Raw genomic sequence first — 26,499 nt, forward strand, 5'->3', positions numbered from 1 at the left:
ACACCCCGTTCGCCCGTTACAAACTATGCTGGCAGGTCTCCCGGCTTGCGGATCTAAGGCAGCTTGCCTTGCGAACCTTCACCTTCCCAGCCTGCGGGCCAGTGGTTGAAAGCTCTCTCCGGTCACGGTCGCGGGGGCGGCTGCGCTTGGCGCTGACCCAAGGCTGGATCAATGCGTATCGCGTTCCCTCTTCGCCTGTCTGGGACAGGAACCAACATACGCCCTGCATTGGTCATTTGCCCGCCCCTGTCAAGCTGCGCCTGTCATAACGCAGGGGCCAAACCCGCTTTGCGCCGATTTTCCCGATGGTGGCCAATGGGCAGGGGGCACCCGCGGATGCTTGACGGGATCACCGCAGGCTGACACCAAGGGCTGCACAAAAAACACGAGGTCCCGCCATGCCCACCCGCGCCATCATGATCCAGGGCACCGGATCGAATGTGGGGAAATCCATGCTGGTGGCGGGCCTGTGCCGCGCGGCCACGCGTCGGGGGCTTTCCGTCGCGCCGTTCAAGCCGCAGAACATGTCGAACAACGCCGCCGTCACCGAGGACGGCGGAGAGATCGGCCGCGCCCAAGCTCTGCAAGCGATCGCCTGCGGGCGGCCCCTCTCGGTGCATATGAACCCCATCCTGCTGAAGCCCGAAACCGACAGCGGATCGCAGGTGATCGTGCAGGGGCAGCGCCATAGCACCCTGCAAGCGCGTGACTTCAGCAAGGCCCGCGCAGGGCTGATGGCCCCCGTGCTCGAAAGCTTCGGAATCCTCGGGCAAAGCGTCGATCTGATCATCGTCGAAGGCGCCGGCAGCCCGGCAGAGGTAAACCTACGCCAGAACGACCTTGCCAATATGGGCTTTGCCCGCGCCGCAGGTGTACCCGTTGTCTTGGCCGGAGACATCAACCGTGGCGGCGTCATCGCCCAGATCGTGGGCACCCAAGTGGTGATGGACCCAAAGGACGCGGCGATGATCACCGGCTTTCTGGTCAACAAGTTCCGCGGCGATGTCAGCCTTTTTGACGACGGCTACCGCGAGATTGAACGCCGCACCGGCTGGACGGGGTTCGGCACATTGCCGTGGTTTGCCAACGCGCATCTGCTGCCCGCCGAAGACGCGGTGGACCTGTCGCGCGCCCCCTCCGACGGCGGGTTCCACATCGTCTGCCCCATGCTCTCGCGCATCTCGAACTTCGACGACCTCGACCCGCTGGCGGCGGAGGCTTCGGTGCGGCTGACCATGGTCCCCCCCGGCACGCCGCTGCCCGCGGACGCCGATCTGGTGATCCTGCCGGGCACGAAATCCACCCGCGGCGATCTGGCTTTCCTGCGCGCCCAAGGCTGGGACATCGACCTTTATGCCCATGTGCGGCGCGGCGGCGCGGTGCTGGGAATTTGCGGCGGCTACCAGATGCTGGGCCGGTTTATCGAGGATCCGCAGGGCTTCGAGGGGCCCGCGGGCCGCGAAGAGGGGCTGGGCCTGCTGGATGTCGAAACCCGCATGGCCCCGGACAAGACCCTGACCCGCGTCACCGCCGACCATGCCGCAACGGGCACGCAGATCGACGGCTATGAAATCCACATCGGTCAGACGGTGGGGGCCGATTGCGCCACGCCCTTTGCGCATATCAATGGCACCCCCGACGGGGCAGGGTCGCGCGATGGCAAGATCACCGGCACCTATCTGCACGGGCTCTTTACCAACGATAGTTTCCGCAGTGCCTGGTTGGCGCAACTGGGGCTGAGGGCAGGGCCGACCTCCTACAGTCAGACCGTGGAAGATACGCTCGACGCGCTGGCCGACCATATGGAAACCCATCTGGACGTGTCCGCCCTGCTGGCCTGTGCCGCACCGGTTGCATAACACCCGCGCTGACCTTTGGTCACGATCACGACGCTTGCTTAATTTTGTGATCGCGGGGATACATGCCGTCAAATTTACGCAAAGGACCCTTTGTTATGGAACGTAACCTGACCCTCGTTGCGCTGTTCGCTGCCCTGATTGCAGCACTTGCGTTGATCCCGAAATTCTCGCTTGGCTTTGGCGTGCCAATCACGGCGCAAAGCTTGGGCATCATGCTTTGCGGGACCGTGCTGGGGGCCAAACGCGGCGCGCTGGCCGTGCTGCTCTTCTTGCTGCTGGTCGCTTTGGGGCTGCCGCTTCTGGCCGGTGGCAACGGGGGGCTGGGTGCCTTCATGCTGCCGTCCTCGGGCTTCCTGATCGGCTTCCCCGTGGCGGCTTTTGTCACCGGCCTGATCGTCGAAAAATGGTACGGGCCCTCGCTGACCATCGTTGCGGCGGTTGCCTCGGTCATCGGCGGGATCGTCGTGCTTTATATCTTCGGGATCATCGGCCTGTCGATCGCGCTGGATAAATCGCTGCTGGAATCCGCCGCGCTGGTGACCGTGTTCATCCCCGGTGACATCATCAAAGCGGTGCTTGCAGGCTTTATCACCAGCGGTCTGGCCAAAGCGCGCCCCGCCAGCGTCCTGTCGCGCAGCTGATCCGACGCAAAGCCTGAAACAGCGAAAGCGCCCCTAGAGGGGGGCGCTTTTTTCGTGCCAAGGCAGACGAAGCCTTACCCCCGCGCATAGACATCCTCGTAGCGGATAATATCATCTTCGCCAAAATAACTGCCGGTCTGCACCTCAATCAGCACCATAGGCAGTTTGCCGGGGTTTTCCATCCGGTGCACGGACCCGAGCGGGATGTAGACTGACTGGTTCTCGCTGATTAATTTGACGGTATCGTCCACGGTCACTTTCGCGGTGCCTTCGACCACAATCCAATGTTCCGACCGGTGGTGATGGCTTTGCAGGCTCAGGGCTGCGCCGGGGTTCACCACGATGCGTTTCACCTGAAACCGCCCGCCGATCACAAGGCTTTCGTACCACCCCCACGGCCGGTAATCGCGCGGCAGTTGGACCGCTTGGCTGGCATCCCGCCTTTTGAGCGCCTCAACCGCTTCCTTCACCCGCTGCGCTTGCGATTTATCCGCCACCAGCACCGCATCCCCCATGGCGACGGCGATGATGTTGTCCAGCCCGATGCCGACCAGCTGCAACCCGTCGGTTTCAGACCGCAGCAGCGTGCCCGCACAATCAATCGCCGTGGCATTGTCGGAACAGACATTTCCCGCCGCGTCCGGCCCGCTTTCCAGCCAGACCGCATCCCAACCGCCCAAGTCGGACCATCCGGCGGCGAAAGGCATCACCGCGAGGTTATCCGCCTTCTCCATGATCGCATAATCGATAGAGATATCATCGGCTTGCCCCCAAGCCTCGGGCGCGAGACGGGTCAGCCCCAGATCAGAGGTCGCCCCGTCAAGCGATGCGCGCACCGCGCGCACCATCTCGGGCGCGTGGGTCTGATAGGCGTCAATAATCGTCTGCGCCGTGAACAAGAAGATCCCGGCATTCCACAGAAAATTCCCCGCCTGCAACATCCCCTGCGCCTGTGCGCGATCCGGCTTTTCGACAAAGCGCGCAAGGGGTTGCGGAGTTTGAGCGCTCGCATCCGCACCTTTAGCCAGCGCAAGATAGCCATAGCCCGTTTCGGCCCGCGTAGGCGTGATGCCAAAGGTGACCAGATCACCGGCCTGCGCGCGCGGCACCGCGGCCTGCACCGTCTGGGCAAAAGCATCGCAGTCGGGAATCACATGGTCCGACGGCGCGACCAGCATCAGCGCTTGCGCGTCAGTGCGCGCAATATACAGCGCCGCGGCAAGGATCGCAGGGGCGGTATTGCGTCCCTCGGGTTCGATCAGGATCGCCTGCGCCGCCCGTTCTACCTGCGCCAGTTGTTCGGTCACGATGAACCGGAACGGGTCGCCCGTCACCACAATCGGAGCGGCGAATCCGGGGCCGGTCAGACGCTTAGCCGAAATCTGGAACAGGCTTTCATCCCCCATCAGCTTGGCAAACTGTTTGGGGTAGCATTTGCGCGACAGGGGCCAAAGACGTGTGCCCGACCCGCCGCAAAGGAGAATAGCGTGCATCATGAGAGGCAGTTAATCTGAAAAATTCTAACGAGAGATTAATCAAATGCTTTAGATTTAGCTGCGCAGGTGATCCTGTCGCAAAAACCAATCATACGTCTCCCGAAGCCCGTCTTTCAGATCGATCCGCGCGCGCCACCCCATTTCCGCCAAACGCGAGACATCTATCAGCTTGCGCATCGTCCCGTCAGGTTTCGACGTGTCAAACACCAGCCGCCCTTTGAACCCCGTCACCTCCGCCACCATCTGCGCCAGCGCCGCGATGCTGATGTCGCGGCCCGTGCCGACGTTGATATGGCTTTGCATCGGGTGCGTCTGCGCAGCGTAAACATCACGCGGCAGGTCCAACACAAACAGCGACGCTTCCGCCATATCGTCCACATGCAGGAATTCCCGCATCGGTTTGCCGCTGCCCCAAATCACGACCTCCGCCGCCCCGTCGCGTGCAGCCTCATGAAAACGGCGGATCAGGGCGGGCAAAACATGGCTGTTCTGCGGATGAAAATTATCCCCCGGCCCATAGAGATTCGTTGGCATCACACTGCGATAATCCACGCCATATTGCCGGTTATAACTTTCGCAAAGTTTAATGCCCGCGATCTTGGCGATGGCGTAGGGCTCGTTCGTGGGCTCAAGCGGGCCGGTCAGCAGGGCATTTTCGGCCATCGGCTGCGCCGCGTCGCGCGGATAGATGCAAGAGCTGCCCAGTTGCAGCAGCTGTTGAACCCCCGCCGCAAACGCCTGATGGATCACGTTGCATTCGATCATCAGGTTTTCGTAAATAAACTCAGCGGGATATGTGTTGTTCGCCATGATCCCGCCAACCTTGGCCGCGGCGAGGATCACCACATCCGGCGCCTCAGAACGCATAAAGTCTCGCACCGCCGCTTGATCGGTCAGGTCCAGTTCTGCACGGGTCCGCGTCACCAGTTCCAACGCCTCCCCAGCATCCTGTCGCGCCTGCAACTGCCGCAAGATCGCCCCGCCGACCATGCCGCGATGCCCTGCAATATAAATCTTCCGCATAGGCTTATCCGTTCTCAAGCGAGATCGGCAGATCCAGCCCGTGCTCTTTCAACAACGCATGCCGCCGTGCGACCTTGAGGTCATTCGCCACCATCTCTGCACACATCTCTTGCGCGGTGATTTGCGGCTCCCACCCGAGTTTCTTCTTCGCCTTGGCGGGCGACCCCAGCAGCGTTTCCACCTCGGCGGGGCGGAAATACTGCGGATCAATGCGCATCACCACATCGCCGGGGCGCACACTCGGGGCATCCTCCCCAATGACGCTATCGACAATCGCACATTCCTCCACGCCCATCCCTTCGAACCGCAGGGTGATCCCCAACTCTGCCGCCGACCATGTGATGAACTGGCGCACGGAATACTGCACGCCGGTGGCGATCACGAAATCCTCTGCCACGTCCTGCTGCAGCATCATCCACTGCATGCGCACATAATCCTTGGCGTGCCCCCAATCGCGCAGCGCGTCGAGGTTGCCCATATAAAGACACCCCTCCAACCCCTGCGCGATATTGGCCAAGCCGCGCGTGATCTTGCGCGTGACAAAGGTTTCGCCACGGCGGGAGCTTTCGTGGTTAAAAAGGATGCCGTTGCAGGCATAGATCCCATAGGCCTCGCGATAATTAACCGTGATCCAATAGGCGTACATCTTGGCAACCGCATAGGGGCTGCGCGGGTGAAAGGGTGTTTCCTCGGTCTGTGGTGTCTCTTGGACCAAGCCATACAGCTCAGAAGTTGATGCTTGGTAAAAGCGGGTCTTTTTTTCCAACCCCAGAAACCGGATCGCCTCTAACAGCCGCAGGGCCCCGTTGGCGTTCACCTCTGTCGTATATTCGGGCGTCTCGAAACTGACCGCGACATGGCTTTGCGCGCCAAGGTTATAGACCTCGTCCGGCTGCACTTCGCGCATGATCCGCGTCAGGTTCGAACTGTCGGTGAGATCGCCATAATGCAGGATCAGATCGGGATCATCCTCGTGAGGGTCTTGATAAATATGATCAATCCGCTGCGTATTAAGAGATGACGACCGCCGCTTGATCCCATGCACCTCGTATCCTTTGTCCAGCAACAACTCCGCCAGATAGGACCCGTCTTGACCGGTGATGCCGGTGATCAGCGCGCGTTTTACCATCAGGGCCCCTAAACGAAAAATGTGCCTGCCCGAGGGGGCAGACACATCAACATTTACTCAACTTATAGGATTCTGGCGAGTCTTGATGCAATCAGAAGGTTTGGTCGTAGTCGCCAACCTCCGGCTCTGTCCGGATCACCGCGTCCAGATCGGCAAAGATTGCGCGCAATTCTTCCTCGGATTCAGAGCTTTCGCAGACCACCACAAGGTTCGGCGTGTTCGAAGAGGCGCGCACCAGCCCCCAGCTGCCGTTGTCCAGGATCACCCGCGCGCCATTCACGGCCACGACCTCTTTCACGGGGCGGCCGCCCAATTCGGTCACGTCTTTCAACTTGGCGACGATCCGGTCGAGGATATCGTATTTGTCCTCATCCGACGCATAGGGCGACATGGTGGGGGTGGAATATGTGTGGGGCAGGGCGCGGCGCAGGTCCGACATCTTCATGGCGGGGTTGCGGTCCATCAGTTTGCAGACCTCGACCGCGACGCGCATGCCGCAGTCATAGCCACGCCCGATGGGTTCAGCCAGGAAGTAGTGGCCGGATTTCTCGAACCCCGCCAGCGCACCCAACTGTTTGACCCGCCGTTTCATGTGGCTGTGGCCGGTTTTCCAATAGTCCGCCGTAACGCCATTGGCCTGCAAAACAGGGTCAGAGGCATAAAGCCCGGTCGATTTCACATCGGCGACAAAGGTGCTGTTGGGGTAAATCGCAGACAGATCGCGCGCCATGATGACGCCCATCTTGTCGGCGAAAATCTCTTCGCCCTCGTCATCCACCACGCCGCAGCGGTCGCCGTCGCCGTCAAACCCAAGCGCGAAATCCGCGCCCGAGGCTTTCACGCTGTCGGACATATCATGCAGCATTTCCATTGCTTCGGGGTTCGGGTTGTAATGCGGGAACGTGTAATCCAGCGTGTTGTGGCTATCGACCACCTCGACCCCCAGACGGCTGAACAGTTCGGGTGCAAAGGCGGCCGCGGTGCCGTTCCCCGTGGCGCAGACGACCTTGAGCTTGCGGGTCATTTTGAAGTCACCCACCAGATCATCCAGATAGGCTTCGCGCACGCCATCGACGAATTCATACTTGCCGCCTTCGCGCTGTTCGCCACGCCCTTCCAGAACGATATCGCGCAGCTCTGCCATCTCGTCGGGGCCGTGTGTCAGCGGGCGTTCAAAGCCCATCTTCACGCCGGTCCAGCCATTGGGGTTATGCGAGGCGGTGACCATCGCCACCGCTGGCGCATCCAGATGGAATTGCGCGAAATAGGCCATGGGCGACAGGCAGGGGCCGATATCCTTAACGTGAATACCCGCCTGCATCAGGCCCAAAATCAGCGCATTTTTAATCGATAGGGAATAGTCGCGGTAATCATTGCCCACAGCGATAACGGGCTCGATCCCGCGCTGTTGCATCTGCGTGCCCAGACCAAGGCCAAGCGCGGTGATGCCCGGCAGGTTGATCGCCTCGGGGTACTGCCAGCGCGCGTCATATTCGCGAAAACCGGTGGGGGCGATCATGGGGTCGCGCAGAAATTCCCATGTGTTCGGCGTGACTTTGGGCAACGGCTTGGTCATGAAATATCCTGATCTATCAGCGTTAAAATACTGCCCTCTTCGATAGAAGGAATGCGTGCAGGGATCAACTGACAGCAAGGGCGCGGGACGGTTTGTTGCCGACGGGGCGGCAAGGTGCCGGTCAAACAACCGGCAGTGCCTGCGAATGGTTCCCAAAGAAAACGCCCCGCCCTTTTGCAAAAGGACGGGGCGGATAGGTCGCGATGCTGTGGTGCCTTAGCCGATGATGGCGTTCAACGTGGCCGAGGGGCGCATCACCGCTTCGGTCTTGGCGGGGTCCGAATGGAAGTACCCGCCCAGATCGACAGGCTTGCCCTGAACCTCTGCCAGCTCGGCCATGATCTTGTCCTCATTCGCCGCCAGTTTTTCGGCGATGGGGGCAAAATGTTCGGCCAATGCGGCGTCGTCGCTCTGGCTGGCCAGCGCCTGTGCCCAATAGAGGGCAAAGTAATAGTGGCTGGCGCGGTTGTCCGGCTCGCCCACTTTACGCGATGGCGACTTGTTGTTGTCCAGAATGCCCTGGGTCGCAGCGTCTACGGCTTTGCCCAGGACGGCGGCCTTGGCATTGTCCTTCTGGTCCGCGAGGAACTTGAGGCTTTCCCCAAGCGCACAGAACTCGCCCAGGCTGTCCCACCGCAGGTGGTTTTCTTCAACAAGCTGCTGCACGTGCTTGGGGGCAGACCCGCCGGCACCCGTTTCAAACAAGCCACCGCCCTGCATCAGCTTGACGATCGACAGCATCTTGGCCGAGGTGCCCAGTTCCAGAATGGGGAACAGGTCGGTCAGATAGTCGCGCAGCACGTTGCCGGTGATCGCGATCGAATTCTCGCCCTTACGGATTGTCTCAAGCGTCTGGCGCGTGGCCTTGGCGGGGGACATGATCTGGAACTTGTCGGCCACGCCCTTGGCTTCAAGGATTGGCTTCACATAGGCGATCAGCTCTGCGTCATGGGCGCGGTTCTCGTCCAGCCAGAAGATCGCCTCGCAGCCTTCGGCTTTCTGACGGTCGATGGCCAGCTGCACCCAGTCCTCGATCGGGGCCTTGCGGGCCGAGGCCGCGCGCCAGATGTCGTTCGCCTCGACGCTGTGCTCGGAAATCACGTCGCCATTGGCGGCGATCATTTTCACGGTGCCGTCCGCGGGGATCTCGAACGTGGTGGGGTGCGACCCGTATTCCTCGGCCTTCTGCGCCATCAAACCGATGTTCTGCACAGTGCCCGAGGTCGTCGGGTCCAGCGCGCCGGTTTCCTTGAAGTAATTAATGCTTTCTTCATAGACCGGAGCATATGAGTTGTCGGGGATCACGCAGTTGGTGTCGTGTTCCTTGTTGTCGGGGCCCCAGCCCTTGCCGCCAGCGCGGATCAGCGCGGGCATGGACGCGTCGATGATCACGTCGGATGGCACGTGCAGGTTGGTGATCCCTTTGTCGGAATTCACCATATACATCGGCGGGCGTGCCGCCATCGCGTCTTCGACGGCTTGGGTGATCTCGGCGTTGTCCTTGATCCGCTCCATCATGTCGCCGATGCCTGCGTTCGGGTTCACACCCGCCGCTTTCAGTTCGTCACCGTATTTGTCGAAGACGGGCTTCAGATATTCCCGCACAGCGTGGCCAAAGATGATCGGGTCCGACACTTTCATCATCGTCGCTTTCATGTGCAACGAGAACAGCGTGCCGTCTTTCTTGGTCTCTTCGATCTGCTCGGCCAGGAATGTGTCCAGCGCCTTGGCAGACATGAAGGTGGTGTCGACGACAGTGCCCGCGGGGAAAGAAACGCCATCCTTCAACACGGTCTCGGTCCCGTCGGCGGCAACATGCACGATCTTGGCGGCACCGGCCTGCGCGTCGGTCAGCGTCAGGGATTTCTCGTTCGAGAAGAAATCACCGCCCGACATCGACGATACTTTGGTTTTGCTGTCCTTGGACCATGTGCCCATCGAATGGGGGTTCGCCATCGCGTATTTCTTGACCGCATTGGCCGCGCGACGGTCCGAGTTGCCTTCGCGCAGAACGGGGTTCACCGCAGAGCCCTTGATCGCGTCATAGGCCGCGCGGGCTTTCTTTTCCGCGTCGGTGCTTGGCGCTTCGGGATAGTCGGGCAGCGCATAGCCCTGACCCTGCAATTCCTTGATCGCCGCCACCAGCTGCGGCACCGAGGCAGAGATATTCGGCAGCTTGATCACATTGGCGTCGGGCGTTTTCACCAGATCGCCCAGGATCGCCAGATCGTCGGACTGTTTTTGCGCCTCGGTCAGCGCGTCGGGGAAGGCCGCCAGAATACGCCCCGACAAAGAGATATCACGGGTGCCCACAGAAACCCCTGCCGCATCGGCAAAGCTGCGGATGATCGGCAGCAGCGAATAGCTTGCCAGTTCGGGGGCCTCATCGACCTGCGTGTAAATGATGTCGGGTGTCTGTGTCTCAGCCATGGTATCCAGCCTTTCCTGAAGTTTGGTATGCGATAGTACACTTAGTTTGAAATATCCACCTCCCCCGCGTCGCGAAGGTCGCGAAACTGCGGCCAGCGGCGGCGAAACGCGCAGGGCGATGCCCAAGCCACCACATAGCGCCCCCCGCAGCATTGCAAAACGAATCACTCACCTCTCCTTGGGCAGAGCGGGGTTGATACCGTTAACGCTCACACACGCGGTAAGTGCGGGCAGTTAGCCTATACCGTGTCGCGCTGCCCATTTGTTCAACCATCAGGGGGATGTGCCCTCTGGTAACAGGTGATTCGGTGCAATTCTTGGTCGCAAACCAAAGCCGATGTCGCTAAGCGCACCCAAATCCCGAGGCAACGAACTGGTTTACTTTGATTTTTGATAAAGTTTGCGAAACATGCTGAAGCGCCGCAATAATAACAGTCGCGGGGCATGTGTGACCACTGCCGGACCGCGCAACGCGCAGGTCATGCACCTTGATGGCCTGATCAGAGGGACCGGGGTGTCATGACGGACCGAAAGGAAGACGGCACAAGCAAGGATGGTCGCGTCGCCCGCGGCGAGATCACCCGCGAACGCGTGCTCGATGCGGCAGAGCGGTGCTTCGCCGAGCTTGGCTTTGATGCGGTCAGCATCCGCCGGATCGCACGCGAGGCCGAAGTCACGCTGGGTGTGGTCGGCTTTCACGGGGGTACAAAGCAAGAGCTTTTCGTGACCGTGCTGAAACGGCGGGTCGAAACGCTCAACGCCATGCGCATGGCGCGGCTCGATGCGCTCAAATCGACAGAGCGGCTCACGCTGGAAACGCTGATCGACGCCTATGTCACCCCGTATCTCGAAATCGCCTCGCGCGGGGATCCGCAATGGCGGGCCTATGCGCAGCTGGTGGCGCGGATCATGTCTGACGAACGCTATTACCGCGAGGCAGGGCCGCTTTATGATCGCGTCGCCTCTATCTACCTTGATGAGATGGCGCGTCTGCGTCCCGATTCCGACCGTGAACAGCTTGCCGCGGTGCTGTCGCTGACCGTGTCCTCGATGGTGTCTATCGTCGCAAGCGGCATCCGCATTGCGGGCCTGTCGCAAAGTGATCGGCGCGAAAGCCCTATGGTGTATCGCCCGCTCTTGCTTGATTTTTGTGTGGGTGGCGTTCTGCGCGCGCTTGAGCCAAAGTGCTAGGCAACTCAACGCGATAAAAGGCCCCACGTCATGAAATCCTATCCCAAAGTCTGGTTCCTGCGGCACGGTGAAACCGAATGGAACGCAGAAGGGAGGGTGCAGGGCCAGACCGAATCCGTGCTCTCCGAACGGGGCAGGGTCCATGCGCAGCAGCAGGCCAAGCTGATGGCGCCTATCCTTGCGCATAACCCGCCCTGCATCGTGTCGCCGCTTAAACGCACGCGCCAGACCGCGGATATCGCCCTTGGCGGGCGGGACTACCAGACCGACGATCGCCTGAAAGAGATTTTCGCCGGCGATTGGGAAGGCCACCTGCGCGCCGATATCTTCAAGAACCTGCCCGAAGGCATCACGGCGCAAAGCCCCCATATGGAATTCTATTGCGCCGCTCCCGGTGGCGAAGGCTTTGACGTGTTTCAGGCGCGGGTGAATGCCTTTGTCGACACGCTGACCGAACCCACCGTCGTGGTTGCTCACGGGCTCAGCGGCCAGCTTTTGCGCGGTGCGCTCTGCGGGTTGAGCCGGGCCGAGCTGGGCCAGTTGTCAAACCGGCAGGGCTGCGTCTATGTGCTTGAAAACGGGCAGGAAACGGTGCTGTCGGTTGACTGACACGACCTCGATGATGCCCCCCTGCACCGTGGCCGTCATCGGCTGCGGGTTGATCGGTGCAAGCTGGGCCGCGCTGTTCCAGCACGCAGGCCACACCGTCCGCGCGTGGGACCCTGACACAGGTGCCCGCGACGGTTTCGCCGCCCGCGTGGCGGGGCCCTTGGCGCAACTGCAAGAAATCTCGGCGGGGGCGGCCCGCCAAGGCGCGCTTTCAACCCACGAGAGTTTGCAAGACGCCCTGCAAGACGTTGTGTTGATCCAGGAAAACGCGCCCGAGAACGTGCCGCTGAAACACCAGCTTTACGCACAGATCGAAGGCATCGTCGCGCCGGATGTGATCATTGCCTCCAGCACTTCGGCGCACCCGTGGTCGGATCTTGTGCCGGGGATGCAGCACCCCGACAGGCTGATCACCGCACATCCCTTCAATCCGCCCCATCTGGTGCCGCTGGTCGAAGTCTACGGCCCCGATCCTCAGGTGCTCGACTGGGCCGAAAGGTTCTACCGCAGCCTCGGCTCCGCGCCCGTGCGGCTGAAAAAAGATGCGGTGGGGCATATCGCCAACCGGCTGTCCTCGGCGCTCTGGCGCGAGGCGGTGCATATCGTCGCCGAGGGCATCGCCGATGTCGACGCGGTGGATCAGGCGCTGGTCAACGGCCCGGGGCTGCGCTGGTCGGTGCTGGGGGCGCATATGGCCTATCACCTTGGCGGGGGTGCCGGAGGCATGGCGGGCTATCTGGCCCATCTCGGGCCAAGCCAGCAGAAACGTTGGGATAATCTCGGCGCGCCTACGCTCGACGCCGATACCTGCGCACGTCTGGTCGACGGGGTAAGCATTGAGGCCGCAGGCCGCAGCATCGCCCAGCTAGAGGCCGAACGCGACGCCGCCCTGATCGAACTTGCACAGATGCGCAAACGGCTGGCGGATCGGAAAGCCTGAGGCCACGCGACCCTAGATCGATTTGCGCGCGCGCATCGCGGCAGTGATCGTCCCATCGTCCAGGTAATCAAGTTCCCCGCCGATCGGCACACCCTGGGCCAGAGAGGTCAACCGCACCTGACCCTCAAGCTGGTCCGCGATATAATGCGCCGTGGTCTGCCCGTCGATGGTGGCGTTCAGCGCCAGAATAACCTCCGACACGGCCTCGTCGCGCACACGGTCCATCAGTCGGGGGATGCGCAATTCCTGCGGGCCGATGGCATCCAGCGCCGACAGCGTGCCACCCAGCACATGATAACGCCCCTTGAACACGCCCGACCGTTCCATCGCCCACAGATCGGCAACATCCTCGACCACGCAAATCTCGCCATTGGCGCGTTTTTCCGAGGTGCAGATGTCGCAGATATCGGCGGTCCCCACATTGCCGCAGTTGATACATTCGCGCGCCGTCGCCGCCACGGTCTGCATCATATCGGCCAAAGGGGTCAGCAACAGCGCGCGCTTGCGGATCAGATGCAGCACCGCCCGGCGGGCCGAGCGTGGCCCCAATCCGGGCAGCCGCGCCATCAGGTCGATGAGCGCATCAATGTCGCGTGTGCTGCTCATCTGTGGACCCCCATGGCGTTGGTGTGAAAGAGTTTTAATGCCTTCGGCGAGGATTTAACCCCATTTGGAAGGATCAGAACGGCAGCTTCATATCCGCGGGCAGACCCATGCCTTCGGTCAGCTTGCTCATCTCGGATTGGGCGCGGTCGGTGGCTTTGGTCTGCGCGTCCTTGATCGCGGCGAGGATCAGGTCCTCGACGACTTCTTTCTCGTCGCCGTTGAAGATCGACGGATCGATATCCAGCGACTTCAGCTCGCCCTTGGCAGTGCAGGTCGCCTTGACCAGACCGGCACCGGATTCCCCTTCGACGATGATATTGTGCATGTCTTCTTGCAGCTGCGCCATCTTGCCCTGCATCTGCTGCGCCGTCTTCATCATCTTGGCCATGTCACCCATGGCACCCAAACCTTTAAGCATGTGGTCGTCTCCTGTAGCTTTATTTGCTTACGTATATGCGGTCTTTGCCGCCCCCCGACAAGGGGTGCCCCGGCGTGGACAGGTCGCGGGCAGAGCAGGGGCAGGCGGGGTCAGTCGTCCTCGAAAGGGTCCCATTCGTCTTCGACCTCGGGCAGCGCTTCGGACACGGCGGCGGCGGCGATTTCCTCGGGCGTGCGGATCGACAGGATCTTGGCCCCCGGAAAGCTCGCCATGACGGCCTGCATCAACGGGTGGTTCTCAGCTTGCGATTTCAGCGCGTTTTCCTTGGCGTCGCGGACCTCGGCGATGGTTTTGGCGCTGCTGTCGCCCACGATGGTCACAGCCCAGCGGTTGCCGGTCCACAGTTGCAGCCGCGTGCCAAGACGCTGCGCCAGATCGCGGGGGGCGCTGTCGGTCGGGGTGAATTCGATCCGCCCCGGTTGATAGGCCGCCAACCGGACCGAGGTCTCGACCTCCACCAACAGTTTCACGTCGCGGTTGCTGCGGATCAGCTCGACCACATGTTCAAACGTCGGGTACTGCGCCAAAGCCTGCGCCACCGCCGGGGCAAGTGCCGCCATCGTCGCGCCGCCCGCAGGCCCGCCCGACATCTGCTGGCTGCCCATAGCGCTGGTCGATCCACCCCCGGCGGGCACGGCGGCACCGCCCCCCGGACCCTGCGGCGGGGAGGGAGGAGGCGTGGTATTGGCCAGCTTGCGGGCAAGCTCTTCAGGGCTGGGCAGATCGGCGACATGGGTCAGGCGGATCACGGCCATCTCGGCGGCCATCATCGCATTGGGCGCGCTTGCCACCTCGTCCAGCGCTTTGAGCAACATCTGCCACAGACGGGTCAGCACGCGCATCGGCAGGGTTTCCGCCATGGTGACGCCACGGCTGCGTTCCTCGGGCGAGACGGTGGGATCTTCGGCGGCATCGGGGGTGATCTTGACCACGGATACCCAATGGGTGATCTCGGCCAGATCGCGCAGCACGGCCATCGGGTCGGCCCCGTCGGAATACTGGTTGCCCAGCTCGTCCAGCGCGCCGGCCGCATCGCCGCGCAGGATCATATCGAGCAGGTCCAGCACCCGCCCGCGATCCGCCAGCCCCAGCATCGCGCGCACCTGCACCGCCGTCGTTTCGCCCGCCCCGTGGCTGATGGCCTGATCCAGCAAGGACGTGGCATCGCGCGCCGACCCTTCGGCGGCACGGGTGATCAGCGCCAGCGCATCCTCCGCAATCTCGGCCCCTTCGGCGGTGGCGATCTTGCGCATCAGCGCGATCATCACCTCGGGCTCGATCCGGCGCAAATCAAAGCGTTGGCAGCGCGACAGCACGGTTACGGGCACCTTGCGGATCTCGGTCGTGGCGAAGATGAATTTGACGTGCTCTGGCGGTTCCTCAAGCGTCTTGAGCAGCGCGTTGAACGCGCCGGTCGACAGCATGTGCACCTCATCGATGATATAGACTTTGTACCGGGCCGAGGCCGCGCGGTAATGCACGCTGTCGATAATCTCGCGGATATTGCCGACGCCGGTGTTCGATGCAGCGTCCATCTCCATCACGTCGACGTGGCGGCCCTCCATGATGGCGACGCAATGTTCGCAGACCCCGCAGGGTTCCGTCGTCGGCCCGCCAGTGCCGTCCGGCCCGATGCAGTTCATCCCCTTGGCGATGATCCGCGCTGTCGTCGTTTTACCGGTCCCGCGGATGCCGGTCATGATAAACGCCTGCGCGATACGATCCGCCTCGAACGCGTTTTTCAGCGTGCGCACCATCGCGTCCTGCCCGACCAGATCGGCAAAGGTTTCAGGCCGGTATTTGCGGGCCAATACGCGATAGGCAGAGGGTGCTGTCATGACGATCCTGCAAGATTCGATTGAAGCCCTGAACCTAGAGCATCCAAAGGATGCCGCCAACCGCAACCGAGGCAAAGCTGAAAATCACCGCCAGCGTCTTCATCCGCGCATTGGGTTGCGCATTGGCATGGTGGTCGTTCAGCCGGTCCAGCGTCTTGGTCGCCGCATCATGGGCCGCCCAGAAGATATAGACCGCCGCGACGACAAAGATCGTCGCCACGCTTTTCGCGGCCCAGGTCGGGTCAAAATCACCGAACACCGCCTTAAGCCCGATCGCCACCGCAAGCGACGCCATCCCCGTGCGCATCCATCCTGCAAAGGTGCGCTCGTTCGCCAAAATCGTGCGGTCTTCGGCCCAGTCGGTGCGGTTCTCGGCCAGATCATTGCTTTTATTCATTGAACTATTGTGCGCGTCGCGCGTTACGCTGACAATAATATTTGACATAACGGGGACAGATTTATGCGGTTGCGCGGCATCAGAAGAAGCAAAAACGTTGAGGTCCGCCGCGGCGGGCGCGGGGGCGGTGCCGGGCGTGCGGGCGGTCTGGGGATCGTCGGCGTCTTGGCGGTGCTGGCGATCGGCTATTTCACCGGCATCGACGTATCGCCCTTGCTGAACGGGGGCGGCGCGCCGCAAACCCAGCAGGGCGCGCCGGTCTCTGACTCTGACGCGCAGGCCACGCAGTTCACCGCGCAGGTGCTGGCCACCACCGAAGATGTCTGGGGCGAGATTTTCCCACAGCAGTTGGGTCGTGAATACGTGCCGCCAAAGCTCGTTGTCTTTTCCAACGTCACGCAAAGTGCCTGTGGCGGGGCCTCTGGCGCGACGGGGCCGTTCTACTGCCCTGCGGATGAAAAGGCCTATATCGACACGCAATTCTTTGATCTTCTGGCGCAGCGCATGGGCGCAGGCGGGGATTTCGCCGCTGCCTATGTGATTGCCCACGAGGTCGCCCACCACGTCCAGAACGAACTGGGCATCCTGCCCAAGGTCGACGCGCTGCGCCGCCAATCCTCGACCGCCGAGGCGAACGCCCTGACTGTGCGGCTTGAGCTTATGGCCGATTGTTTCTCGGGCATCTGGGCCAAGAACGTCAAAGGTCTGATGGAGCGGGGCGATCTGGACGAGGCATTGAACGCCGCGCGCAAGATCGGCGATGACCACCTGCAACGTCAGGCCGGTCGCGTCCCCCAGCCGCACACCTTTACCCACGGCACGTCCGAGCAGCGTTCAAGCTGGTTCCAGCGCGGGTTCGACAGCGGTCAGGTCGGCCAATGCGACACATTCGCGGCAGAGCAATTGTAACAACGTTCGGTGCTGTAACGGAAAAATAATGAGTATAAACAACAGGTTAAGTTACCCATGGGTAACCTGACCTGTTGTCTGTGGACGTGCCGAAATGCCGATAGCCAACCGCATCGGGGCGCTGCGGGGCAGGGACAATAAGCAATCTATATTATGGCAGGGTGGGGTGCCCCTCTCGGGCCATCCTTTGGATGACCCTGCGGGGCGACGCGTATTTTGCTGCGCAAAATACGCTGGGGTGAGAGGCTGATAACGACCCAAGTGGGTCTCGTTACGGCTGCTTCCTTCCGGATCTGACCGGGTTGGCGAGGCACCTGCCCGCACCAACCTCTCACCGCCCATATAGTATAGGGCCGGATGGGATGCAAGACGGGCCCAAAGGCGATTTTATCTCGGGCGTTTTTAGCGGGCACGGCGCCATGCAGCCTTGGCATCGCGCGGTTTGGCCAATAGGCATGGTGCACGCAAACGGGAGGATACGCATGAAGCACGCCGAGACGGTCACTTTCGGAGGGTCAACGCTTGACCGCGCCGGAGAGGTTCGCGCCGACAAGGAGGCCGTGGCCGCATTGCGCGCCGATGATGCCGCCCGCGCCATTCTGTTCTGGCGGGGCAAGGTCCTGATCGACCCCGCACGCCCCGCGTCTGTTGTGCGTTTGCCGCTGGATCACCCCGTTCTGGCGGATGCCGGCTCTGCTCCGATCTTGCTGGGGCGCGAAGAGGGGGCCGCGCGTTTTGCCTATGACCTGTCGCCGTGGATGCCCGATGACTTCGACCCGCGCCAGCTGGGGTCTTTCGTGGATCAAAGCGAACAGCGCCACCCGATGTTGCCGCCCGACTATGCTTTCGTCGAAATGCGCCGCGTGATGACATGGCTCAGCCCGCGTGACGCCGAACTCGCCGCGACCGGCAAGGCCATTCTGGCGTGGCACGAAAATCACGGCTACTGCGCCCGCTGCGGCTTTGAAACCGTGGTGAATGACGCAGGCTGGCAACGCAACTGCCCCGCGTGCCGCGCGTCGCATTTTCCGCGCACCGATCCGGTTGTGATCATGCTGATTACCCACGGCAACTCTGTCCTGATGGGGCGGTCGCCGGGCTGGCCCGAGGGGATGTTCTCGCTTCTGGCTGGGTTTGTTGAACCGGGTGAAACGCTCGAAGCCGCCGTGCGCCGCGAGGTGTTTGAAGAGGCGGGCGTGCAGGTCGGTCAGGTCAGCTATCTTGCCAGCCAGCCTTGGCCGTTTCCCGCGTCGCTCATGTTCGGCTGCGCCGGAGAGGCGACAAGCCACGAGATCACCATCGACCCCAAAGAGATCGAAGAGGCCCTTTGGGTGTCGAAAGAGGACATGATGGATGTCTTTGCCGGGCAACACCCCAAGATCAAACCGGCCCGAAAGGGGGCGATTGCGCATTTCCTGCTGGAAAACTGGCTTGCGGATACGCTGGATTAAGGCAACCTTCGGGAAAGACGACGAACAAGGCAGAACATGAAATTTTCCACCAAAGAAGACATCGACGCGCCGATTGATGCGGTATTCGACATGCTGTGCGAATTTGACCAGTTCGAACGCGCCGCCATGCGCCGCGGCGCAGAGGTGCAGCGCGTGGACCGGCTGGCAGAAGCGGGACCGGGGATGCAGTGGGAAGCTGCCTTCGACATGCGCGGCAAACGACGCGAGCTTCAGGTCGAGATGGACCGTTTTGACCGCCCGACCGAAATGAAGCTGAACACCCGTTCGCAGGGGCTGACCGGCGACATGAGCTTTGATCTCGTCGCCCTGTCACGCAGCCGCACCCGCATCATGGTCGCGCTAGAGCTCAAGCCGCAAAACCTGTCGGCCCGTCTGCTGGTGCAGTCGTTGAAACTGGCCAAAAATTCGCTGACCAAGAAGTTCAAGAAACGTGTCGGCGACTACGCCAAGGACATGGAAGACCGCTACCACAAACCCCGCTAGGGGGTTTGCGGTGATTGCCGCACTTACTGGCCGTGACGGTCGGGATGCGCGGGGTAGACGCCCAGAATATCGATGAAGTTGGTGAAATGCGCCAACTCCTCCAGCGCGCGGGCGACGGCGGGGTCTTCGGGGTGGCCTTCGATATCGGCATAGAACTGTGTCGCCGTGAACGACCCGCCCGCCATGTAGCTTTCCAGCTTGGTCATGTTGACGCCATTGGTCGCGAAACCGCCCATGGCCTTGTAAAGCGCCGCCGGGATGTTGCGCACCTGAAAGACAAAGGTGGTCAGCATGTTTTCCGCACGGCGGGTCTGGTCCAGCTCGGGCGACATCAGCAAAAAGCGGGTGGTGTTATGGTCCAGATCCTCGATGTCGCGGGCCAGCACCTTGAGCCCGTGAATATCCGCCGCAACCTCGCTTGCCAGCACACCGACATCGCGTTCCTCCGACACCGCAAGATCCGCCGCAGCCCCTGCGCTGTCTGCCGCTGCCTCTGAGGTGATGCCATGGGCGTCCAGCCAGCTGCGCGCCTGCGGGATCAGCACCATATGCGCGCGCACGTGTTTGATGTCTTCGAGCTTCACGCCGTCATGGGCCATCAGGCTGATGCGCACGCGCACGAAGGCCTCCGCGATGATGCGCAGCCCGCTTTGCGGCAACAGCCGGTGGATGTCCGCAACCCGCCCGTAGGTCGAGTTTTCGACCGGCAGCATCGCCAGATCGGCGCGGCCTTCGCGCACGGCGCGGATCACCCCTTCGAAGGTCATGCAGGGCACGGGGATCATGTCGGGGCGGGCTTGCAGGCAGGCTTCGTGGCTATAGGCCCCCAAAGCACCTTGAAAAGCGATGCGCGGCGCGGTTTTACTGGTCATCAGGGGCATCCTTCTTCAAGCCGTTGCCAACTATGGCGTTTGGTCGCGGTAACTACACCTTGCCCCGACGAAGGGAAAGCAATAGATACGCCTGCAATACGATGCCCGAATACCAACGATGGACCTTCACGCATGTTCGATACAATGACCGTTACCAAAATCGCTGCCGGCCTGTTTGGCGCTTGGCTTGTCCTTCTGCTTGGCAAATTCGCGGGCGAAGAGCTTTATCATGCCGAAGCGCATGGCGAACAAGGCTATGTCATTGAAGTGGCAGACGCCTCTGGTGGCGGTGAGCCCGCTGAAGAAGTCGATTTCGCCGAGATCATGGCGGCCGCCGATCCGGCCAAGGGTGAAAAGGTTTTCCGCAAATGTTCGGCCTGTCACAAGGTTGAAGATGGCGCGAATGCGGTTGGTCCCTACCTCTACGGTGTTGTCGGGCGTCCGGTTGATTCCGCTGACGGGTATGCGTCCTACTCCGGCGCGCTTGAGAAAGTGGCAGAGACATGGACCCCCGAGAACCTGAACGCCTTCCTGACCAAGCCTGCGGGTTTCGCGCCAGGCACCACGATGGGTTTCGCGGGTCTGCCCAAGATCGAAGACCGGGCGAATGTGATCGCCTATCTCGACAGCCTGGACAACTGATCCACCCCATATCCCGATTGCAAGGCCGCCCCCTCGTGGGCGGCCTTTTGCTGTGAAGTGTCCTGTTTTCAGTCAGGTAACATATTCGCAACTTGTAACTTGGGCGGTCGGGCCGTTAGCGTGTATCCGGCAGTGATCTGCCGCGACGACCCTTGTCTATCGCCTGTTGTTATAAAGGATACGCCCGATGCCCCGGACCCATGCCCGTGCTGACACACAATCGCAAACCCCCATGCTGCGCGTCGCTGGTGCGGCCTTGCTTGTTTTCGGGGCCGCGATGCTGGGTGGTGCCGCTTGGGGGCAGGATGACGCCGCGCAGGGCAGTGACAAGATCATCACCGCGCATGGCTATTCCTTTTACGGCGATCTGAAATACCCCGCCGATTACACCCATTTCGACTATGTGAACCCCGACGCCCCCAAAGGCGGCGAGATTTCAATCTCGACCCTCGGGACGTTTGATTCGATGAACCCCTATTCGCGCAAGGGCCGCGGCGGCGCGTTGAGCACGGTGATGTATGAAAGCCTGCTTGGCGAGGGCGTCGGCGGAGAGATCGTGCCCGCCGATGTTTATGGCGAAGCCTATTGCCTGCTGTGCGAGAGCCTTGAATACCCCGAGAGCAAGGATTGGGTGGTGTTCCACATGCGTAAGGACGCCAAATTCTCGACCGGTGATCCGGTGACGGCCCAAGACATCGCCTTCAGCCACAACCTGCTGCTGGATCAGGGGCTGAAATCCTATGCCGATGCAGTGCGCAAGCTGATCCCCAAGGTCGAGGTGATCGACGATTACACCATCAAGTTCTATTTCAGCCCCGGCGTGTCTCGGCGCAGCCTGATCGAACAGGTCGGCGGCGTGCCCGCGTGGTCGAAAAAATGGTACGAGGAAACCGGCGCGCGGCTCGACGAATCGCGGCTGGAAACCTCGCCCGGGTCCGGCCCCTATATGATCGACAGCATCGATGTGAACCGTCGCATCGTCTATAAACGCAACCCCGATTACTGGGGCAAGGACCTGCCGTTCAACGTGGGCCGCAACAATTTCGATAAAATACGTGTCGAATACTTCGGCGACGAGAATTCCGCGTTCGAGGCCTTCAAGGCGGGTGAATATACCTTCCGCACCGAGGGCAGCTCGAAACAATGGGCGTCATCCTATGACTTCCCCAAGGTGACCGCGGGGCAGGTGGTCAAAGAGGATATCCCCGACGGGTCGCCCCCCACGCCCTCGGGCATCGTGTTCAACCTTGGCCGCGAGGTCTTGCAGGATAAGCGCGTGCGCGAGGCCGTGGCCCTGGGGTTCAACTTTGAATGGACTAATGAATCGCTGCAATACGGGCTGTTCAAACCGCGTGCGTCGTTTACGCAGGATACGCCCCTGATGGCCACGGGCGCACCCCAAGGGGCGGAACTGGCGCTGCTGGAAAGCCTTGGCGATGTCGTGCCGCCCGAACTGCTGACGCAAGACGCGGTGGTGCCGCATACGTCGGACGCGAGCCGCCTGTCGGACCGTCGCAACCTGCGCCGCGCAATGAAGCTGCTGGACGAGGCCGGTTGGGCCGTGGGCGATGACGGCAAACGCTATAATGCGCAGGGCAAACCCTTGCAGTTGCGGTTTTTGCTGAACTCCTCGGGGTCGGCGACGCTGTCGGCGGTGATCGAAAACTTTATGTCGAATTTGCAGAACATGGGCATTGATGCCGTGCTCGAGAAAGTCGACAGTTCCCAATACACGGCCCGCGAACGAGACCGCGATTACGACATGGTCTATGACAGCTATGGGGCGTTTCTGGGCACAGGCACCGGGCTGGAACAACGCTATGGGTCAGAGGCGGCGGCCTATTCGCTGTTCAACCCTGCGGGGCTTGCCAGCCCGCTGGTGGATGCGATTGTGACCGCGTCGCTGGCGGCCGACACGAAAGAGGAAGAGGACGCCAGCCTGATGGCGCTGGATCGGGCACTGCGCTATGAATTTTTCATGATCCCGACCTGGTATAACGACAGTTTCTGGACCGCCTATTACGACCAGTACGAACACCCCGAAACGCAGCCGCCTTACGCTTTGGGTTACCTCGATTTCTGGTGGTACAATGCCGATAAAGCAGACGCCTTGCGCGCTGCGGGCGCACTGAGGTAAACGCCGGCCATGGGCGCATATATTCTTCGACGGCTGTTGCTGATCATACCGACGTTGCTTGGGATCATGCTGATCAACTTTGCACTGGTGCAGTTTGTGCCGGGTGGCCCTGTTGAGCAGGCGATTGCGCGTATTCAGGGCGGTGGGGACGTGTTCGAAGGGTTCTCTGGCGGGGGATCGGATGCGGGGAATGCCGCAGATACCGGCGGCAACGAGAATTACGTTGGCGCACGGGGCCTGCCGCCCGAATTCATCGCAGAGCTTGAGAAAGAGTTCGGCTTTGATAAGCCGCCGGTAGAGCGGTTCGTGAACATGCTGTGGAATTACATGCGGTTCGATTTCGGCGACAGCTACTTCCGGTCGATCAGCGTGATCGAGTTGATCAAGGAAAAGCTGCCCGTGTCGATCACGCTGGGGCTGTGGTCCACGTTGATTGCCTATCTGGTGTCGATCCCCCTTGGCATCCGCAAGGCGGTCAAGGATGGCACGGCCTTTGATACATGGACATCGGGCGCGATCATCGCCGCCTATGCTATCCCGGGCTTTCTGTTCGCGATCCTGCTGCTGGTGCTGTTCGCGGGCGGGTCCTACTGGCAGATATTCCCGCTGCGGGGGCTGACCTCGGATAATTTTGACCAGCTGAGCCCCTTGGGCAAGGTCGCGGATTACTTCTGGCACATCACGCTGCCGGTGCTGGCCTCGACCATCTCGGCCTTTGCGACGCTGACGTTGCTGACCAAGAACAGCTTTCTCGACGAGATCAAGAAGCAATATGTCGTCACGGCGCGGGCCAAGGGGCTGTCGGAGCGTAAGGTGTTGTACGGCCACGTATTCCGCAACGCGATGCTGATCGTGATCGCGGGCTTTCCGGCGGTGTTTATCGGTGTGTTCTTTGGCGGCTCGCTGATCATCGAGACGATCTTTAGCCTTGATGGTCTGGGCCGTCTGGGGTTCGAGGCTGCGGTCGCGCGGGATTATCCGATCGTCTTCGGCACGCTGTTCATCTTTGGCCTTATCGGTCTGCTGGTCGGTATCCTGTCTGACCTGATGTATGTGGTCGTCGACCCGCGCATCGACTTTGAAAAACGCGAGGGCTGAACCCGATGGCGCTATCCCCGCTGAACCAACGCCGCTGGCGTAACTTTACCCGTAACCGCCGCGCCTATTGGAGCCTTTGGATTTTCGCGATCCTGTTTGGAATCTCGCTGTTCGCTGAATTTGTGGCCAACGACAAACCGATCCTCGTGAACTATCGCGGCGACTATTACATGCCGATCTTCAAGTTCTACCCGGAGACCGAATTCGGCGGTGATTTCCTGACCGAAGCGGTGTACCGCGACCCCGAAGTGCAATGTCTGATTGCCTCGGGCGGGTTGATCGACTGTCTGGACGACCCCGAGGGGATTATCGAGGACGCGCAGGATGGCGAGGTCGCGGGCGAGGCGATTTCGGCGGGCTGGTCGATCTGGCCCCCCATCCCCTATAGCTTTGACACCGCCGTGGACCGGCCCGGCGCGGCCCCGCTGCCGCCGAACGGGCAGAACCTGCTGGGCACCGATGGCACCAAACGCGACGTGCTCGCGCGGGTCATTCATGGCTTCCGGCTGTCGATCATCTTTACCCTGATTGTGACCGGGGCGGCATCGTTGATCGGGATCATCGCGGGGGCGGTGCAGGGGTTCTTTGGCGGCTGGACGGATCTGATCTTCCAGCGCGTGATCGAGATCTGGACCTCGACCCCGTCGCTTTATGTGATCATCATCATGTTTGCCATTCTGGGGCGCAGTTTCTGGCTGCTGGTGTTCTTGCTGGTGCTGTTCAGTTGGACATCGCTGGTGGGTGTGGTGCGGGCCGAATTCCTGCGCGCGCGGAACCTTGAATATGTGCGTGCGGCGCGCGCGCTCGGGGTGGGGAATATGACGATCATGTTCCGGCACATGCTGCCCAATGCGATGGTCGCGATGCTGACCATGCTGCCGTTTATCATCACCGGCACGATCAGCACGCTTGCGATCCTTGATTTTCTGGGCTTCGGCCTGCCGTCGTCGGCCCCGTCCCTGGGCGAGCTGACGTTGCAAGCCAAGCAGAACCTGCAAGCACCCTGGCTGGCGTTCACCGCGTTCTTCACCTTTGCCATCATGCTGTCGCTGCTGATCTTTATCTTTGAAGGGATCCGCGACGCCTTTGACCCGAGAAAGACGTTCTCATGACGCCTTCGACCCAGAACGCCGCGGTGCTGCAAGTGGATGACCTGCGCGTCTCCTTCCGTCAGGAAGGCGCGTTGACCCATGCGGTCAAGGGCGTGAGCTTTGCTGTGCAGCGCGGGGAGACCGTGGCGTTGGTGGGGGAGTCCGGCTCGGGTAAATCCGTATCGGCGCTGAGCACTGTATCGCTGTTGGGCGACAGTGCGGAGGTGTCGGGATCGGTGCTGTATGACGGGCAGCAGATGGTCGGGGCGAGCGATAAGCTGCTGCGCAAGGTGCGTGGCAATGACATCAGCTTTATCTTTCAAGAGCCGATGACCTCGCTGAACCCGCTGCATACGATCGAAAAGCAGCTGGCGGAATCGCTGGCGCTGCATCAGGGCGTAGCAGGGGCCGAGGCGCGGGCGCGTATCCTTGAACTGCTGGACAAGGTCGGGATCGTGGATGCACAGAGCCGGTTGGGTGCCTACCCGCATCAGCTGTCGGGTGGGCAACGGCAACGGGTGATGATCGCGATGGCGCTGGCCAACAAGCCCGATGTGCTGATCGCGGATGAGCCGACCACGGCCTTGGACGTGACCATTCAGGCGCAGATACTGGACTTGCTGAAAGAGCTGAAAGACAGCGAGGGCATGGGCCTGCTGTTCATCACCCATGATCTGGGCATCGTGCGCCGCATTGCCGACCGCGTCTGCGTGATGAAACAGGGCGAGATTGTCGAACACGGCCCTACGCGCGAGATTTTTGACAACCCGCAGCACCCCTATACGATCAAGCTTTTGGGGGCGGAGCCGTCGGGGCGACCGGACCCGGTTGCGCCGGATGCCGAGGTGATCGCCAGCACCGATCATCTGAAGGTCTGGTTCCCGATCCAGAAGGGGTTCATGCGCAAGACTGTGGATCACGTGAAGGCGGTAAACGACGCGTCGCTGTCGGTGCGCGCGGGGGAAACCCTTGGTATCGTGGGTGAATCCGGGTCGGGCAAGACGACGCTGGCACTGGCGATCATGCGGTTGATCTCCTCTGAAGGGGGGATCAGCTTTATGGGGCAGGACGTGCGCAGTTGGTCTACGCGGCAGTTGCGGCGGTTGCGCAAGGATATGCAGATCGTGTTTCAGGATCCGTTCGGCAGCCTGTCGCCGCGGATGACCTGTATGCAGATCATCGCCGAAGGGCTGAGCGTGCATAAGGTGGACCCCGACCGCAATCCGCGTGAACTGGTGCGCGATGTGATGATCGAGGTGGGCTTGGATCCCGCCACGATGGACCGCTATCCGCACGAATTTTCCGGCGGGCAACGTCAGCGGATCGCGATTGCGCGGGCGATGGTGCTGCGGCCCAAGCTGCTGGTGCTGGACGAGCCGACCTCGGCGCTGGATATGACCGTGCAGGTGCAGATCGTGGACCTGCTGCGCAATCTGCAGCGCAAATACGGGCTGGCCTATCTGTTCATCAGCCACGACCTGAAGGTCGTGCGTGCGATGTCGCATAAGGTGATGGTGATGAAGCGGGGGGATGTGGTCGAATACGGCGATGTCGATACGCTGTATGACAATCCGCAGTCAGACTATACGCGCACCTTGCTACAGGCGACGACCTGAGCAGG

Annotated in this window: 23 protein-coding genes, 1 other RNA gene and 1 riboswitch; of the genes, 13 read left to right on the forward strand and 11 right to left on the reverse strand. The window is 61.3% G+C overall.

What is annotated here, in order from left to right; all coding sequences use genetic code 11:
* Positions 1-12: 12 nt before the first annotated feature.
* A riboswitch (cobalamin riboswitch) is annotated at positions 13-231 on the reverse strand.
* Between the two features lie 167 nt (positions 232-398).
* Positions 399-1,859 (forward strand): cobyric acid synthase, encoded by a 1,461-nt coding sequence (locus IV89_RS03760; protein WP_037941178.1) that lies wholly within the window; start codon positions 399-401, stop codon positions 1,857-1,859.
* Between the two features lie 95 nt (positions 1,860-1,954).
* On the forward strand, positions 1,955-2,500 hold the full coding sequence (locus IV89_RS03765; RefSeq protein ID WP_005850072.1) for a biotin transporter BioY: 546 nt from the start codon (positions 1,955-1,957) through the stop codon (positions 2,498-2,500).
* Positions 2,501-2,574: 74 nt separating this feature from the next.
* Here the strand turns inward: IV89_RS03765 and IV89_RS03770 are convergent, their stop codons facing one another.
* From IV89_RS03770 to IV89_RS03790, 5 genes are all read right to left on the reverse strand, one after another.
* Positions 2,575-3,996, reverse strand: a complete 1,422-nt coding sequence (locus tag IV89_RS03770; protein WP_037941180.1) for a mannose-1-phosphate guanylyltransferase/mannose-6-phosphate isomerase — start codon at positions 3,994-3,996, stop codon at positions 2,575-2,577.
* A 54-nt stretch (positions 3,997-4,050) separates the two neighbouring features.
* Positions 4,051-5,019 (reverse strand): GDP-L-fucose synthase, encoded by a 969-nt coding sequence (locus IV89_RS03775; RefSeq protein WP_037941181.1) that lies wholly within the window; start codon positions 5,017-5,019, stop codon positions 4,051-4,053.
* Positions 5,020-5,023: 4 nt separating this feature from the next.
* Complete coding sequence (gene gmd / locus IV89_RS03780) at positions 5,024-6,148, reverse strand: GDP-mannose 4,6-dehydratase (RefSeq protein WP_037941182.1); 1,125 nt, start codon at positions 6,146-6,148, stop codon at positions 5,024-5,026.
* Positions 6,149-6,239: 91 nt separating this feature from the next.
* The gene (locus tag IV89_RS03785; protein ID WP_037941183.1) at positions 6,240-7,724 is read right to left on the reverse strand and encodes a phosphomannomutase/phosphoglucomutase; all 1,485 of its coding nucleotides are present in this window, start codon (positions 7,722-7,724) and stop codon (positions 6,240-6,242) included.
* A 216-nt stretch (positions 7,725-7,940) separates the two neighbouring features.
* Positions 7,941-10,154, reverse strand: a complete 2,214-nt coding sequence (locus tag IV89_RS03790; RefSeq protein ID WP_037941185.1) for an NADP-dependent isocitrate dehydrogenase — start codon at positions 10,152-10,154, stop codon at positions 7,941-7,943.
* A gap of 519 nt (positions 10,155-10,673) precedes the next feature.
* Here IV89_RS03790 and IV89_RS03795 point away from each other — a divergent pair.
* From IV89_RS03795 to IV89_RS03805, 3 genes are read left to right on the forward strand one after another with little or no spacing between them, the layout of a single operon-like run.
* Positions 10,674-11,345: a TetR/AcrR family transcriptional regulator gene (locus tag IV89_RS03795; protein WP_037941187.1), complete on the forward strand. Its 672-nt coding sequence runs from the start codon at positions 10,674-10,676 to the stop codon at positions 11,343-11,345.
* Positions 11,346-11,375: 30 nt separating this feature from the next.
* On the forward strand, positions 11,376-11,954 hold the full coding sequence (locus IV89_RS03800; RefSeq protein WP_037941190.1) for a histidine phosphatase family protein: 579 nt from the start codon (positions 11,376-11,378) through the stop codon (positions 11,952-11,954).
* On the forward strand, positions 11,947-12,894 hold the full coding sequence (locus IV89_RS03805; protein WP_235183665.1) for a 3-hydroxyacyl-CoA dehydrogenase NAD-binding domain-containing protein: 948 nt from the start codon (positions 11,947-11,949) through the stop codon (positions 12,892-12,894). The genes IV89_RS03800 and IV89_RS03805 overlap by 8 nt, the downstream gene beginning before the upstream one ends.
* Positions 12,895-12,906: 12 nt before the next feature.
* On the opposite strand, the gene recR is transcribed toward IV89_RS03805, so the two are convergent.
* The 4 genes from recR to IV89_RS03825 all read right to left on the reverse strand — a co-directional run bounded on the left by recR (position 12,907) and on the right by IV89_RS03825 (position 16,174).
* Complete coding sequence (gene recR, locus IV89_RS03810; protein WP_005850052.1) at positions 12,907-13,500, reverse strand: recombination mediator RecR; 594 nt, start codon at positions 13,498-13,500, stop codon at positions 12,907-12,909.
* Between the two features lie 73 nt (positions 13,501-13,573).
* On the reverse strand, positions 13,574-13,918 hold the full coding sequence (locus tag IV89_RS03815) for a YbaB/EbfC family nucleoid-associated protein (RefSeq protein ID WP_005850050.1): 345 nt from the start codon (positions 13,916-13,918) through the stop codon (positions 13,574-13,576).
* Between the two features lie 110 nt (positions 13,919-14,028).
* The gene (locus tag IV89_RS03820; protein WP_037941195.1) at positions 14,029-15,777 is read right to left on the reverse strand and encodes a DNA polymerase III subunit gamma/tau; all 1,749 of its coding nucleotides are present in this window, start codon (positions 15,775-15,777) and stop codon (positions 14,029-14,031) included.
* 34 nt (positions 15,778-15,811) lie between these two features.
* The gene (locus IV89_RS03825; RefSeq protein ID WP_005850045.1) at positions 15,812-16,174 is read right to left on the reverse strand and encodes a DUF202 domain-containing protein; all 363 of its coding nucleotides are present in this window, start codon (positions 16,172-16,174) and stop codon (positions 15,812-15,814) included.
* A gap of 63 nt (positions 16,175-16,237) precedes the next feature.
* Here IV89_RS03825 and IV89_RS03830 point away from each other — a divergent pair, with 63 nt between their 5' ends.
* Positions 16,238-17,083, forward strand: coding sequence for a neutral zinc metallopeptidase (locus IV89_RS03830; RefSeq protein WP_005850043.1), 846 nt, complete (start codon positions 16,238-16,240; stop codon positions 17,081-17,083).
* A 236-nt stretch (positions 17,084-17,319) separates the two neighbouring features.
* Here IV89_RS03830 and ffs read toward each other — a convergent pair.
* An RNA gene (gene ffs, locus IV89_RS03835) (signal recognition particle sRNA small type) lies at positions 17,320-17,417 on the reverse strand.
* 148 nt (positions 17,418-17,565) lie between these two features.
* On the opposite strand from ffs, the gene nudC reads away from it, so the two are divergent.
* Positions 17,566-18,534, forward strand: coding sequence for an NAD(+) diphosphatase (gene nudC, locus IV89_RS03840; protein ID WP_037941197.1), 969 nt, complete (start codon positions 17,566-17,568; stop codon positions 18,532-18,534).
* Between the two features lie 36 nt (positions 18,535-18,570).
* Positions 18,571-19,038, forward strand: a complete 468-nt coding sequence (locus tag IV89_RS03845; RefSeq protein ID WP_005850040.1) for an SRPBCC family protein — start codon at positions 18,571-18,573, stop codon at positions 19,036-19,038.
* 23 nt (positions 19,039-19,061) lie between these two features.
* Here IV89_RS03845 and IV89_RS03850 read toward each other — a convergent pair whose 3' ends face one another.
* Complete coding sequence (locus IV89_RS03850) at positions 19,062-19,910, reverse strand: prephenate dehydratase (RefSeq protein WP_037941199.1); 849 nt, start codon at positions 19,908-19,910, stop codon at positions 19,062-19,064.
* Between the two features lie 132 nt (positions 19,911-20,042).
* Here IV89_RS03850 and IV89_RS03855 point away from each other — a divergent pair, with 132 nt between their 5' ends.
* From IV89_RS03855 to IV89_RS03875, 5 genes are all read left to right on the forward strand, one after another.
* The gene (locus IV89_RS03855) at positions 20,043-20,552 is read left to right on the forward strand and encodes a cytochrome c family protein (RefSeq protein WP_005850037.1); all 510 of its coding nucleotides are present in this window, start codon (positions 20,043-20,045) and stop codon (positions 20,550-20,552) included.
* Between the two features lie 187 nt (positions 20,553-20,739).
* Complete coding sequence (locus IV89_RS03860) at positions 20,740-22,689, forward strand: extracellular solute-binding protein (protein ID WP_037941202.1); 1,950 nt, start codon at positions 20,740-20,742, stop codon at positions 22,687-22,689.
* Between the two features lie 9 nt (positions 22,690-22,698).
* Entirely contained in the window at positions 22,699-23,787 is a 1,089-nt protein-coding gene (locus tag IV89_RS03865) for a microcin C ABC transporter permease YejB (RefSeq protein ID WP_005850034.1), read from the forward strand.
* 5 nt (positions 23,788-23,792) lie between these two features.
* Complete coding sequence (locus IV89_RS03870) at positions 23,793-24,899, forward strand: ABC transporter permease (RefSeq protein ID WP_037941205.1); 1,107 nt, start codon at positions 23,793-23,795, stop codon at positions 24,897-24,899.
* Positions 24,896-26,494: an ABC transporter ATP-binding protein gene (locus tag IV89_RS03875; RefSeq protein WP_037941208.1), complete on the forward strand. Its 1,599-nt coding sequence runs from the start codon at positions 24,896-24,898 to the stop codon at positions 26,492-26,494. The genes IV89_RS03870 and IV89_RS03875 overlap by 4 nt, the downstream gene beginning before the upstream one ends.
* Positions 26,495-26,499: the final 5 nt, after the last annotated feature.

The organism is Sulfitobacter sp. CB2047, from assembly GCF_000735125.2.
Taxonomy (GTDB): domain Bacteria; phylum Pseudomonadota; class Alphaproteobacteria; order Rhodobacterales; family Rhodobacteraceae; genus Sulfitobacter; species Sulfitobacter pontiacus.

Coding starts and splice junctions, on each gene's coding strand:
- IV89_RS03760 (WP_037941178.1), top strand. CDS start 399: ATGCCCACCCGCGCCATCATGATCCAGGGCACCGGATCGAATGTGGGG.
- IV89_RS03765 (WP_005850072.1), top strand. CDS start 1,955: ATGGAACGTAACCTGACCCTCGTTGCGCTGTTCGCTGCCCTGATTGCA.
- IV89_RS03770 (WP_037941180.1), bottom strand. CDS start 3,996: ATGATGCACGCTATTCTCCTTTGCGGCGGGTCGGGCACACGTCTTTGG.
- IV89_RS03775 (WP_037941181.1), bottom strand. CDS start 5,019: ATGCGGAAGATTTATATTGCAGGGCATCGCGGCATGGTCGGCGGGGCG.
- gmd (WP_037941182.1), bottom strand. CDS start 6,148: ATGGTAAAACGCGCGCTGATCACCGGCATCACCGGTCAAGACGGGTCC.
- IV89_RS03785 (WP_037941183.1), bottom strand. CDS start 7,724: ATGACCAAGCCGTTGCCCAAAGTCACGCCGAACACATGGGAATTTCTG.
- IV89_RS03790 (WP_037941185.1), bottom strand. CDS start 10,154: ATGGCTGAGACACAGACACCCGACATCATTTACACGCAGGTCGATGAG.
- IV89_RS03795 (WP_037941187.1), top strand. CDS start 10,674: ATGACGGACCGAAAGGAAGACGGCACAAGCAAGGATGGTCGCGTCGCC.
- IV89_RS03800 (WP_037941190.1), top strand. CDS start 11,376: ATGAAATCCTATCCCAAAGTCTGGTTCCTGCGGCACGGTGAAACCGAA.
- recR (WP_005850052.1), bottom strand. CDS start 13,500: ATGAGCAGCACACGCGACATTGATGCGCTCATCGACCTGATGGCGCGG.
- IV89_RS03815 (WP_005850050.1), bottom strand. CDS start 13,918: ATGCTTAAAGGTTTGGGTGCCATGGGTGACATGGCCAAGATGATGAAG.
- IV89_RS03820 (WP_037941195.1), bottom strand. CDS start 15,777: ATGACAGCACCCTCTGCCTATCGCGTATTGGCCCGCAAATACCGGCCT.
- IV89_RS03825 (WP_005850045.1), bottom strand. CDS start 16,174: ATGAATAAAAGCAATGATCTGGCCGAGAACCGCACCGACTGGGCCGAA.
- IV89_RS03830 (WP_005850043.1), top strand. CDS start 16,238: ATGCGGTTGCGCGGCATCAGAAGAAGCAAAAACGTTGAGGTCCGCCGC.
- nudC (WP_037941197.1), top strand. CDS start 17,566: ATGAAGCACGCCGAGACGGTCACTTTCGGAGGGTCAACGCTTGACCGC.
- IV89_RS03845 (WP_005850040.1), top strand. CDS start 18,571: ATGAAATTTTCCACCAAAGAAGACATCGACGCGCCGATTGATGCGGTA.
- IV89_RS03850 (WP_037941199.1), bottom strand. CDS start 19,910: ATGACCAGTAAAACCGCGCCGCGCATCGCTTTTCAAGGTGCTTTGGGG.
- IV89_RS03855 (WP_005850037.1), top strand. CDS start 20,043: ATGTTCGATACAATGACCGTTACCAAAATCGCTGCCGGCCTGTTTGGC.
- IV89_RS03860 (WP_037941202.1), top strand. CDS start 20,740: ATGCCCCGGACCCATGCCCGTGCTGACACACAATCGCAAACCCCCATG.
- IV89_RS03865 (WP_005850034.1), top strand. CDS start 22,699: ATGGGCGCATATATTCTTCGACGGCTGTTGCTGATCATACCGACGTTG.
- IV89_RS03870 (WP_037941205.1), top strand. CDS start 23,793: ATGGCGCTATCCCCGCTGAACCAACGCCGCTGGCGTAACTTTACCCGT.
- IV89_RS03875 (WP_037941208.1), top strand. CDS start 24,896: ATGACGCCTTCGACCCAGAACGCCGCGGTGCTGCAAGTGGATGACCTG.